8 protein-coding genes are annotated in these 12,076 nt (G+C 69.6%); 5 read left to right on the plus strand and 3 right to left on the minus strand.

The window, feature by feature from the left end:
* Positions 1–121 precede the first annotated feature (121 nt).
* The 3 genes from ACIBJH_RS22880 to ACIBJH_RS22890 are packed head-to-tail and all read left to right on the plus strand — an operon-like array spanning position 122 to position 3,032.
* Positions 122–1,156, plus strand: a complete 1,035-nt coding sequence (locus tag ACIBJH_RS22880; RefSeq protein ID WP_399118698.1) for an ABC transporter permease — start codon at positions 122–124, stop codon at positions 1,154–1,156.
* Positions 1,153–1,935: an ATP-binding cassette domain-containing protein gene (locus tag ACIBJH_RS22885; protein WP_399118699.1), complete on the plus strand. Its 783-nt coding sequence runs from the start codon at positions 1,153–1,155 to the stop codon at positions 1,933–1,935. The genes ACIBJH_RS22880 and ACIBJH_RS22885 overlap by 4 nt, the downstream gene beginning before the upstream one ends.
* Positions 1,932–3,032, plus strand: a complete 1,101-nt coding sequence (locus ACIBJH_RS22890; RefSeq protein WP_399118700.1) for an aldose 1-epimerase — start codon at positions 1,932–1,934, stop codon at positions 3,030–3,032. Before ACIBJH_RS22885 ends, ACIBJH_RS22890 begins: the two co-directional genes overlap by 4 nt.
* Here ACIBJH_RS22890 and ACIBJH_RS22895 read toward each other — a convergent pair.
* Positions 2,983–4,035 carry a carbon-nitrogen hydrolase family protein gene (locus ACIBJH_RS22895; RefSeq protein WP_399118701.1) on the minus strand — a complete coding sequence of 351 codons (1,053 nt, stop codon included), beginning with the start codon at positions 4,033–4,035 and terminating at the stop codon, positions 2,983–2,985. The two genes, ACIBJH_RS22890 and ACIBJH_RS22895, sit on opposite strands and share 50 nt — an antisense overlap.
* 19 nt (positions 4,036–4,054) lie before the next feature.
* Positions 4,055–5,074, minus strand: coding sequence for a phenylacetaldoxime dehydratase family protein (locus tag ACIBJH_RS22900; RefSeq protein ID WP_399118702.1), 1,020 nt, complete (start codon positions 5,072–5,074; stop codon positions 4,055–4,057).
* 245 nt (positions 5,075–5,319) lie between these two features.
* On the opposite strand from ACIBJH_RS22900, the gene ACIBJH_RS22905 reads away from it, so the two are divergent.
* Both ACIBJH_RS22905 and ACIBJH_RS22910 read left to right on the plus strand, forming a co-directional pair.
* A complete protein-coding gene (locus tag ACIBJH_RS22905) occupies positions 5,320–6,285 on the plus strand; it encodes a helix-turn-helix domain-containing protein (protein ID WP_399118703.1) in 966 nt (321 codons plus the stop codon).
* A 368-nt stretch (positions 6,286–6,653) separates the two neighbouring features.
* Entirely contained in the window at positions 6,654–7,568 is a 915-nt protein-coding gene (locus ACIBJH_RS22910) for a hypothetical protein (RefSeq protein WP_399118704.1), read from the plus strand.
* Positions 7,569–7,973: 405 nt separating this feature from the next.
* Here the strand turns inward: ACIBJH_RS22910 and ACIBJH_RS22915 are convergent, their stop codons facing one another.
* Complete coding sequence (locus ACIBJH_RS22915; RefSeq protein ID WP_399118705.1) at positions 7,974–11,912, minus strand: hypothetical protein; 3,939 nt, start codon at positions 11,910–11,912, stop codon at positions 7,974–7,976.
* Between the last annotated feature and the right edge of the window lie 164 nt (positions 11,913–12,076).

Below are 12,076 nucleotides of genomic sequence, written 5' to 3' on the forward strand. Positions count from 1 at the left end.
CCGCCGGTGCCGGTAGCCGTCATGGCACCGGCGGCCCACCCGCACCACACGAGCCGACGAGCCCGTACCTCATGAGTTCCTACGAAGGCCCGCACGAGGGACAGAACCGGAAGGACCCCCTGTGACCACCCACGTGGACAGTGAAGCGACACCGGCGCCGGCGGAGGACTTCCTCAACCGGCCCGCCACGCCGGCCCAGCGCATCCAGTCGGTGCTGCACCGTCAGCCGGCACTCAGCCCGGCGATCGTCCTGGTGCTCGCCGCCATCGTGTTCTCCCTCGTCAACGACCGCTTCTACGCCTTGCAGAACCTGTCGCTCGTCGCCCAACAGGTCGCCGTCATCGGCTCGTTGGCCGTCGGCCAGACCGTCATCATCCTCACGGCCGGCATCGACCTGTCCATCGGCGCGGTCATGGTGCTGGCCTCGCTGCTGATGTCGAAGCTCGTCGCGGACAACCACCTGCCGGGCGTGCTGGCCCTGCTCGCGGGAGCCGCCGTCGCCGTCGCCGCGCAGGCCGTCAACGGGCTGCTGGTGACCAGGATCAAGCTGCCGCCGTTCATCGTCACGCTCGGCACCCTCAGCATCTTCACCGCGATCACGCTCATCTACGCCAAGGGCCAGACCGTCTCGCTGGACCCGGGCAACATCCTCATGTGGAGCGCGGACACGGTCTCCATCGGGCAACTGAACCTGACCACCGGCGTCCTGCTCATGATCGCCCTGTACGCGGTCGTCGGCTACGCGCTGCGCTACACCGCCTGGGGCCGGCACCTGTACGCCGTGGGCGACGACATCGAGGCCGCCCGCCTGGCCGGCATCTCCGTCAACCGGGTGCTGCTGAGCGCCTACGTGGTCGGCGGTTTCGCCATCGCCGTGGGCGCCTGGATCCTGGTCGGCCGGGTCGGCGGCGGCGACCCGAACAGCGGCCTCAACGCCAACCTGCAGTCCATCACCGCCGTCGTCATCGGCGGCACCAGTCTGTTCGGCGGACGCGGCGTGGTGCTCGGCTCGCTGATCGGCGCGCTCATCGTCCAGGTCTTCGTCAACGGTCTGGCACTGGCCGGGATCGACCCCAACTACCAAGTCCTGACAGTCGGCGTGCTGGTGATCGCGGCTGTCTCCGTCGACCAGTGGATCCGGAGTGTGAAGTCGTGACGACCCCCACCGCCCCCGTTCTCGAAGCCAAGGGCCTGGTCAAGGTCTTCGGCCGGGTCGTCGGCCTGAACGACGTCGACCTCACCCTCTACCCCGGCGAGGTCCTCGCCGTCATCGGCGACAACGGCGCCGGCAAGTCCACCCTGATCAAGTGCCTCTCCGGGGCGCTCGTCCCCGACCGGGGCAGCATCCTGGTCGACGGCTCCGAGGTGAACTTCAAACGCCCGCAGGACGCCCGCGAGGCCGGCATCGAGACCGTCTACCAGACCCTCGCCGTGGCCCCGGCGCTGGACATCGCCAGCAACCTGTTCCTCGCCCGCGAGATCCGCCGCAAAGGTGTGCTCGGCTCGGTGTTCCGCATGCTCGACACCGGCGAGATGAAGCGCCAGGCGTCCGACCACATCAAGCGGCTGGGCATCAGCACCCTGCAGAACATCAACCAGGCCGTGGAGACGCTCTCCGGCGGCCAGCGCCAGTCGGTGGCCGTCGCCCGCGCGGGCGCCTTCGGCGGCCGGGTCGTCATCCTCGACGAACCCACCGCGGCGCTGGGCGTCCGCGAGACCGGCCAGGTGCTCAAACTCGTCCGCGACCTGCGCGACCAGGGCCTCGGCATCATCCTGATCAGCCACAACATGCCCAACGTCTTCGACGTCGCCGACCGCATCCACATCCAGCGCCTCGGCGGCTGCGCCGGGGTCATCACCCCGCAGTCGCACTCGATGGAGGACGCGGTGGCCATCATGACGGGCGCGAAGAAGCTCGTACCGGAAGCCGGGTGACAGGCAGGGGCGGTGGCACTACGGCCGACACGTTCCGGATCGCCGAGGGCCGCCTCGGCGACGAACCCACCGTGACCGTCTCCGCGCCGGACGGTGCCGTGCGCGCCGTCCTCGCCCTGCGCGGGGCGACGCTGCTGAGCTGGCGGGTCGGAAGCGGAACGGCCGGGCAGCTCACGGAACTGAGGGAACTCACGGACGGCTACCGCGACGAGGCCGAACTCCTGTCGCAGGACGGCGTACGGGCGGGTCTGCTCGCACCGTTCCCCAACCGTGTCGCCGACGGCCGCTACCACCACGGCGGCCGTGACCACGACCTGCTGCCCGGCCGCGTCGGCGACCGCACGGTCTACCACGGCTTCGCACGCGAAGCGCCGTTCCGGCTCGTCGCGGCCACCATGACGCCCGACTCGGCACGGCTGCTGCTGCGCAGCACGACCGTCCGGCCGGGCCGGTACCCCGGCTACCCGTTCGCCCTCGACCTGGAGGTGGAGTACACGATCGGCCGCCGTGACCTGGGCATCGAGATCCGCGCGACGAACGTGGGGGAGACCACCGCCCCCTACGCGGCGGGCTGGCACCCGTACTTCACCCTCTCCTGCCCCATCGACGACCTGGTCCTGCAGATCCCCGCGCACACCCTGATCCGCACCGATGCCTCCCTCATTCCGCTGCGTGGAAAGGAGGCCCTGCTGTCCCTGGACCACCGCCCCGACATGGACTTCAGCACGCCGAAGAGGCTCGGCCCCGCCGTCATCGACGCCTGCTTCGCGGACCTGGCCCCCGGGCCCGGCGGCCGGTCCGAGACGGTACTGAGCGACCCCGCGACCGGAGCCGAACTACGGGTGTGGCAGCACGGCGGGTACATGCACGTGTTCACCGGCGACACCCTGGCCCGGGACCGGCGCGGGTCCATCGCACTGGAGCCCGTCGAGGTACCCACGGACGCCTTCAACCGCCCGGAACTCGCCACCGCCTTGGCACTGGAGCCGGGCCGGCGGCGGGAGTTCCGTTTCGGGGTCGCGTACGTGCCCTCGGTGGCGAGGGGACTCAGCCGACCGCTGTCACCTCCCGCTCCCGCTTCGGATCCGACCCCGTGATGATCGCCTCGGCATCGTCGAAGTGCTCGGCCGACGGGGCGGCGTAGGCGGCGTACTCCACGGGGCGTCGTTCGGCGCGGTTGAGGAGGAGGCGGGTGACGTCGGGGCGGGCGTAGTGGCCGACAGGGTCGGCGGCGGCCTTGGCGAACGGGATCGCGGTCAGGTCGATGTCGGCGTACAGGATGCCCTCGGCGTCCTCGGGCAGCGGGTCGGCCAGCGGGCGGCCGTCGGGGCCGTAGACACGGGCGAAGCCGCCGCCGCGCTGGAGCAGTTGCTGCTTGACGGGGGTGTCGCAGAACAGCTCGATGGCCGCCTCGCCGACCACGGCGCACGGGGCGAGTACGAAGACCTGGCCCTCGGCGGCGTAGATCTGGGAGGCGGCGGTGTTGACCTCCGGGCCGAGCGCGTAGGCCGCCCCCTTGTACACGGAGAAGCTCGGCCAGGCGGCCACGTGCACCTGCTCGTGCTGGCTGAACATGGCGTACTTGGACAGTGGTTGGAGGTGCTCCCAGCAGCACAGGGCCCCGACGCGGCCTAGTTCGGTGTCGTGGACCACCAGGTCGGAGCCGTCGCCCTCGCCGAACATGGTGCGTTCCACGTGGGTGGGCTTGAGCTTGCGGCGGGCTCCGACGAGCTTGCCGTCGGCGGAGATGACCGCCTGGCCCATGTACAGGCTGCCGCCGCCGCGTTCGCTGAATCCGAGGACCACCGCGATGGAGTTCGCGCGTGCGGCGTCGAGCAGCCGCTGGAAGCGCGGGCCGTCCAGGGTCAGGGAGTTCTCGTGGTAGCGACCGACGAACTGCATGCCGGCGGCCGGGGAGTCCAGCCACAGCCACCAGGGGTAGCCGGGGACGAAGGTCTCGGGGAAGGCGATGAGTTGGGCCCCCGCACGGGCGGCCTCCTCGATCAGGCCGATGCTCTTGTCGATCGTGGCGTCGGCGTCGAGCCATACCGGCTCGGCCTGGACGGCGGCCGCCTTGAAGGCCCCTGTGTACTCGACCATGGTCAACTCTCCTCTGTTGTCAGGCGGTTGGGGACAGCGGCAGGAAGCCGGTGCGCGGATCGCAGTTGACGTACTCGGCGGTCACCGAGCCGCTCGGCAGTACGGAGACCTCGTGCCAGAAGGCGACGTCCAGCGGGCCTTCCCCGCCGCCGACCATCCGGAAGAAGCTGGCGTAGATGTCCAGGTGCGTGCGGTGCGACCGGCACCAGGTCATCAGGTGTTCGAGCGAGGCGAACCAGGCGATGGTGCAGGCGCGGTCGAGCGGCGCGCCGTCGGCCGACTCCTCGGTGAGGTTGCGGGCGGCGATACAGCCGGACCCGGCGTTCTCCGCCAGGAAGTCGACGCCCCGGTCCTTGACCGGCTTGACGTCGGCCAGATACGTCTCGCGGTACAGCGTGCTGGCGGACCAGTCCTGCGCGGTGCGGATCAGCGCCACGTTTCCCGGTACGTCGACACCGATACGGCGGCCACGAGTCTCCCGGGCCTCGGGATCCCGCGGCTCGAAGGCCGGCAACTCGGGCTCCAGCGCCTCGGTGGCCGACGCCGCGATGCGGTCACGGGCGGCGCCCCAGTAGTCGTGCACCTGGGTCTCGGGGAGTTCGAGGGCGCCGGACTGCGAAAGACCGCTGGTCGCGTAGTCCTCACGGCGGTGGGTGTGCAGCGTCTCGTTCCGCTCGATGGGGACGACCGACTCCTCGCGCCAGTACCCGACCGGACCCAGCTCGGGGAGACCGTCCCACGCGGCGCGGACGGCTTCCGACTCCCGCCAGCGCCGGTGGCGGCCCGGGTCGTACCAGTACGCCAGCAACGCCACGTTGTGCGCTCCGGCGGTGTCGTAGAACGATCCGCGGTCGACCAGGTCCGGTCCGTCCGGCCCGGTGAACAGCGCGGCGAGGCCCGCGGCGCCCTTCTCGGCCTCCTCCCGGGACGGCGCCTGGCAGCCGTACTGCGCGAAGACGAAGGCGTCGGTGCCCTGCGGGAACCGGGCGCTGTAGGCGGTGAAGCGAGGGGTGTGCCCCGGCGGGGCCGTTCTCGGCATGGCGCGCTCCTTCGACGAATTCGACGAACTGTCCGTGACTCGAAGCGTGGGCCGCCCGACGGCCATGGCTTGACCGCCAGCGCACCGGAACTTGCCCGAGAGGGAACTCGCGGGTCCGCGGGACCTGGGGTTCGTAGGTTCGCGGGCCGGTGGGTCACAAAACCGATACGCGCACGTGACCCCGGAGAAGCGCTGGGCGAGGCTATATAGGACGAGCAAATCGGTCATCCGGTGGAGGAGGCGCCGTGAGCCTTGTCCTTTCCACGGACTCCGTGCCCGCGGGCGAGCGGCGGGCCTACTGGCACGATGCCGTCTGGCGCACGTTCGTGCCCCTGGACGTCTCCACCCCGAAGGCCCCCGCGGACGCGCCCTTCTCCGGAGCGGTCAGGACCGACCGCCTCGGCCACCTCCAGATCTCCACCGTGGACGCGGACCCGGAGCGGGTCTTCCGCACTCCCAGGCTGATCGCCCGGGACAGCGCCGAGTACATGCTCATCGGCCTGCAGGGGTACGGCCCCGCCGTCATCACCCAGGACGGCCGGGACGCTGTCCTGCGGCCGGGCGACTTCGCCTTCTACGACACGACCCGGCCGTACACGCTGAGCTTCCCCGACCGCTTCCAGATGAAGGTCTTCCAGCTCCCGCGACAGGCGCTCGGACTCCGGGAGTCCGACCTGCGACGCATCACCGGCATCACCCTCCACGGCGACGAGGGACCGGCCGCCATGGTGGCCCCCTTCCTGGCCGGTCTCGCCGCCGGAGCCACTTCCTGCCGCCCCCCGGTCGGCGACATGCTCGCGCGCAACGCCGTGGACCTGCTCACCACCCTCATCGCCGAGCACCTAGGTCGGGATACCGCCGATCCGGACGCCGCCCACCGCGCGCTGCTGGTGCGGATCCGGGCCCACATCGACCACCACCTCGCCGATCCCGACCTCTCGCCGGAATCGATAGCCGCCGCCCACCGCATCTCCGTCCGCTACCTGCACCGCCTCTTCCAGGACGAAGGCCCCACCGTCAGCCGCTGGATCCAGCACCGCCGCCTGGAGGAATGCCGACGCGAGCTGAGCCGCCCCGGCCGCATGAGCCCGACCGTCACCGCCGTCGCCCACCGCTGGGGCTTCGCCAACCCCGCGCACTTCAGCCGGGTGTTCCGGGCGGCGTACGGGATGTCTCCGCGGGAGTGGCAGGGCAGGGGCGGCGGCGCTTGATACGCCGGCCGGCTTCACCACCGTCAAGTGGCGGGAGACAGGGCGTCGTTGCCGGTAGCGTCCTGTATCAACCGGCGTAGAGAACGATCAATGATCGTGGAAGCCGGATCACGGGGGCGGGAGCACATGACGAACCAGCCGGTGTTCGTCCTGGGCGAGGGACTGCAGGCCCTGGAGCGGGCGGAGTTCGAGACCGAGGCGGAGTTCCAGGAGCTGCTCGCGCGGCACCCACGGGTGCTGGACTTCGGCTCGCTGGCCGATGGCCGACCGCTGCGGCTGGTGCTGGTGGCCCGGGAGATGGGGCGCCGACGAGCACGGACAGTGCCCCGGCGTACTGGCTGGACCACCTCTTCGTCGACGCCGACGGCGTGCCAACTCTGGTCGAGGTCAATCGGGCCACGGACACCCGCATCCGGCGTGAGGTCGTCGGCCAGATGCTCGACTACGCGGCGAACGCGGCCCGTTACTGGCCGGCCGCATTGCTACGGCGTTCCTTCGAGGACACCTGCGCCAAGGACGGCCGGTCGCTGGAGGAGGCGTACGGGGAACTCCTCGGTGACCAGGACGACCGGTCCGCGGAGGACTTCTGGACGATGGTCGAGGAGCGGCTGGCCGCCGGGCAGATGCGGCTGCTGTTCGTCGCCGACCAGATTCCGCTGGAGCTGCGGGCGATCGTCGAGTTCCTGAACCGGCAGCTGCGGCAGACCGACGTGTACGCGGTCGAGCTGACCCAGTACCGCGGCGGCGGCGACCTCCGCGTCCTCGTCCCCCGCGTGCACGGCGAGGTCGCCACCGCGGCGAAGTCCCCCTCGGGCCACCGCACCACGCGGCGGACCACCCGCGCAGACATGGACGCGGCGATCGCGTCGCGCCCCGACCCGGACGTACGGCGAACCGCGACGACCCTGCTCGATCACGCGGCGTCCGAGGGCCGGCTGGAGTGCGGTACGGCCAAGTACCGGAGCATGCGCATCTACTACCGCGTCTCCGGCCGGGACGTACCGGTCGCGACGCTCTCCCTCCGCGAAGACCCGGCGAAGGACGACCTCTCCTTCTCCTTCGGCTCGATCACCTATCACCTCGGTCGCGAGCGGGCGGCGGCGTTCGCGGCTTCTCTGCCGAACCTCCCCGGCCTGGCGGAGAGGCTGGAGGCCCTGCCCGCGAAGGACTACAAGGGCTGGCCATACGTCTTTCTGACCGCCCTCGCGGCCGAACCTTCCGCCGTGGAGGGGGTTCTGTCCGCGATTCAGCAGCTCGTCGACGGTCAGGAACCCTCCGCCTGACGACGGGCGGCTGGGGTCCTGACGAACACCTGCGCTTCCGGCACTGAAAAAGGCGGGGTCCGAAAACCCCGCCCGCCCCCATCCCGTGAACCCTCAGCTCACGGCCACACCAAGCAGTACGGCTGATGCCCCGCCTCATGCAACCGATGGCTGAAGTCCTGCCACTCGTGCAGCGATTGAGGGCGGGAGGGTGCTGACCTGGGGTTCCTTGGTGATGTGTGCGCTGACCAGGGGAAACGTCTCTCGGTAGTTCTCACTGGTCTACGCCGTTTCCCAGGCTCATGTGCCCTGGATGTGCCCTCTATGCCGACTGGGCTGCACTTCGGCGACTGGTCCGCCCGCTCGACCCGGAGAGCCGGGTGCGCCACAGCAATTGCTGTGGCGCACCCGGCCGCTGTCGCCACGCTATGCGTCTGGCCCAAGTGAGGTCAGGTCGTAGGCGTTGCTGATAGTGCTGTAGCCATCCGAGGTCAGGTTGACGTGGTCGCCGGAGTCGAAGTCCGCCGGGGCCGCGTCATTGCCCAGCTTGAGGGCTTGCGGGTCCGCCGTACTCGCTGTGTCCGTGACCGCCACGACCGCTTCCGCGTCCACATAACTAACCGTGGGCGAGGTGAAGTCGAGTTGGTCGGTGATCCAGGTGTTGGTGTCGATGCGGTTCTGGTCGACTGCCGCCGTGCAGGCGCTGTTGCCGTCGCAGGGTGTCAGGGTGGTGAAGATGACCTTGATGCCCCAGCCCTTGAGCTGGTCCCGCAACAGTCCGAGGGCGCTGTCGATGTCGACGTCGTCGTGGCCGGCGACGATGTCCTCCAAGCCTTGTGTGACCACGACTGTGCGGATGCCGGGTACGGACAGGACGTCCCGGTCCAGGCGCGTGAGTGCCGCGCGACCGCCCGCGCCTGCGCCCTGGTCGGTTCCCAGGTAGTTGTTCTCGATGCCGGCGTTCTCGACGCCGTAGACCGGTACGCCGTCGGTGTTGGTAATCAGGCGGTTCGCCAGATACTGGTTGTAGCGCGGGGTGCTGTAGCCCGCCGTGTTGCCTGTGGTGCGGGTGTTGATGAGGCCGTCGCCGAGCACGGAGACGGTGGGCTGGTGGTCGGTGGTGGTGACGTCGACTCCGGTGAGGATGTCGGTGGAGCGGCCCGCGATCGTGCCGGTGCCGGTAAACGCCGTGTTGGCCGTGTCCGTGGTGTGGTCGCCGCTGCCGACAGCGCTGACGTAACCGACTGAGTCGGTGGCTGCCCACGGGTGCATGACGAGGTAGCTCACCTGGTTCACCAGGTGGATGCTGGTTGTGATCACTCCGCCGGGGGCGACCGTCATGGAGATCGGGTCGCTGTAGAGTTCGCCGCCCTCCGGGATGACCACCGATTTGGCTCCGCCGAAGGTGACGTCCACGGGTGTGGAGGCGGTAGCCGCGCCGCTGCTGTACGGGGCGACGGTGACGTGGTCGAAGGTCAGCGGGTCGGTACCCAGGGCGTTGGACAGGCGTAGCCGCACGTGGTCGCCGCCGGCGCTTATCTGGCTGACCTCGCGGAAGGTCTGGTTGCTGAAGGCTCCCATGGAGGAGAACTGGAACCGCTCTTCGGTGGGCGAGCTCCAACTGCCAGTCCAGGAAGCGCTGTTGGCCGCGGTGGTGGTGTCGCGGACGGACATGCCGATGATGTGCATCCCCGGCACGTACCTGCGTGCGGCGTCGGCCAGGTCGGGCAGGCTGACCGAGCTGACGGTGGCGCCGGCCCTCAGCGGGACGGCGAAGGCGTAGATGTTGGTGCTGTGGGTGATCTGGGCGGTGGGGATGTTGCGGTAGGGAAGGGTGATGGCGGCCAGGGTGTCGGGGCCGTCCACCCAGTCGGGCATGGTCAGGTAGTAGGGCTGTGAGGTGCCGTCTCCGTAGGTGATGGATCCCTTTGGAGTGGTGCAGTCTTCGTAGGTGCCGTTGCCCAGGCTGCAGTTGGTGGCGGATGTGTTGGTGTTGTCGGGAACAACGGGACTGGTCGTGTCGCCGTCCTGGTGCTGGGAGCCGACGGATCCGTAAGTGGAATAGCCGAGGAAGACGAGGGCCTGGCCGCTGGTGCCGTTCATCTGGATGGTCTGGTTGGCGGCGAGCACGTTGTCGCCGGTGCTGGCACCCCAGTTGGGCAGGGTGAAGGTGGCGCCGTCCACGGTGATCTTGCCGCCGGGCTGCCAGCCGGCTGCCTTGAGGGTCTGGAGGGAGAGGGAGCCGCCCACTCCGTCGACGTCGGCGGTGGTGCGGTTGCTGTCGTCGGTGGTGGCGGTGTTGTTGAAGGCTGCCGACAGGCTGGTGTAGGTCTTCGTGGCGTGCCCGATGGCGGTGAACTCGTACTGCTGCTGGGAGGAGACGTTGCCGGCGGAGTCCACGGCGTAGACGTAGAGGGTGTGCGTACCGGGTGCGGCCGGGGTCACGGTGATCGTGGCGGCGTTGCTGCTGGCCGTCACCGTCTGCGCGGCCGGAGTGTTGGAGGTAGGTGGAGCGGCGTCCAGGCCGTAGAGGAACTTGGCGGCGTTGTTGCCGTTGGTACCGGGATTTACCGAGAGTGTGAACTTGCCCGCGGTGCCGGCGGCGGTTATGCCCGCGGAGTCTTCCGGATAGAGGTTGTCCGCGGTTTTGACGGTCGGCTGGGCCGGGCTGTGCAGGTCGACGGTGAAGTGGCAGGTGGCCGAGACGGCGGAGGTGTCCTCGCCGTCCGTCGAGGTGACCTTCCAGCTGACCACGCTGCCGTCGGCCAGGCCGCTCATGAACGTCGAGGGCAGCTGTTTGGGTGCGGTGGCGCCGCTGGCGACGGTGGCGCTGGCCGTTGTGGTGGCCGTGCCGCTGCCGACCCAGTACGAGTAGGTGGCGGCCAGGGCGTCCTTGTCGGTGTCGCTGACGGTGGCGTTGAGCGTGGGCGGGGTGGTGGCCAGGGTCTTGCCGACGATGGGGTAGGGGGCGGCGGTGCCGCAGCCGAGCGAGGTGGAGCCGACTTTGGTGGCCAGGGTGCCTGGTTTGTTGGGCACGTGGTTGTAGGTGATGGACATCGACGGGTTGTTGGCGAAGCGCTTGAAGTAGTTGCCGTCACCGCTGGCGCTTTGACTGTTGATCAGGGCGAAGGTCCAGCTCGTCCAGTGCGCGGCGGCGCCCTTGGCGATCGTGGAGGTCACCGAGAAGCCGCCGGAGGGCTCGCTGGTGCAGGCCGGGCCGAAACTCTTGGTGGCCAGTTTGCCGCTCAGGGCCGGTCTGGTGTTCCAGGTGGTTCCGGAGCTGATCGCGCCGGACCAGTAGAGGTAGACGTCCGAGGAGAGACTGCAACTGGCGGAGTAGTTCTCCTTCGCGTCCACCGTGGCCGAGACGACGTGAGAGCCCCAGATGCCCGAAGGCACGGCAAGCTGGTAGTAGGCGCGCTCAAGACCGATACAGCCCGACCAACTGTTGTAGCCGACGCCGGGGTCTCCGTACTGGGTGGAGTCGTAGTTCTTCGCCGTGGGGCAGCCTGCCTGGATCTCGACGTAGTGCTGCTTGGCGCCGCTGGCGTAGTGCGGATTCCAGGTCGGATCGATGAAGACCGGGAACTTGGTGTGCGCGTCGCCGAGCAGCTTGGCGTCGGGGACGAGGGACAACGTCCGGCCGCGCAGGCGGCCCTGGACGCGGGCCACTCGGGCCTTGGGGGCGGGACCCGATTCCGGGGCGGTGTGCGCCGCGTCGATGCCGCTGGAGTCCCACATGGCCGGCTGCGGGGCGCTGAAGAGCACCTTGCCGTCCGGTGTGGTCGCGGCGAGGTTGCCGTGACCGTCGTCGGTGACGCTGACGCCCTTCGCCTGGGTGGTGAGGGTGAGTTGGGCGAGCGCGGGGTCGGTAGCGGCTTGCGCGTTGTTGACGACGAGGACCTGCGACCAGCCGCCCTGAGTGTCCGCGGTGACCCGGAGGTCCACGTCCGGCAACACGTCCGGGTAGGTCAGGCTCGCGCCGGAGGCGTGTGGGGTCGGCAGAGCCTGCGGCCAGGACAGGGCGAGGGATGCTTTGCCCTCGGCCATGGTGGCGAGAGGGGTGGATCCACCGCCGGAGAAGGCGAGCGGTTCGGCCGCGGCCGTGGGGCTCCAGGTGCCGTCGGTGTTTCGCTTCAACGTGGCGTCGACCGGGACCCAGCGGTGTGACTTGCGTACACGTACGGGCAGCAGGCTGGAGTCGTAGGTGACGGTGCCGGAGGGGTTCGCCGTCGTGGTGGCCGTTTCGGTGGTCAGGGCGTCGACCCGGACCGGCTCGCCGGTCGCCGCTGCCTGCTTCTGCGCGCTGGACAGTGCCGACTCCTCGGCCGTTGTCAGCCCGCTGTCGTCATCAGTCGGGCGCAAGGAGCCGGTCGGATCCGGTGCCTTCGTGCCATCCGTGGGCGCCGGCGTCAGGTCCGGTCGACCGGTGTTGACATCTGCGACGGAGCCCGGTCCGGAGTCCGCGGCGGCCGACTGAGCGGCGAGCGGTGCCAGGCAGAGCGCGCTGACGGTGGCAAGAACCAGGA

The organism is Streptomyces sp. NPDC050548 (assembly GCF_044457385.1).
GTDB lineage: Bacteria > Actinomycetota > Actinomycetes > Streptomycetales > Streptomycetaceae > Streptomyces.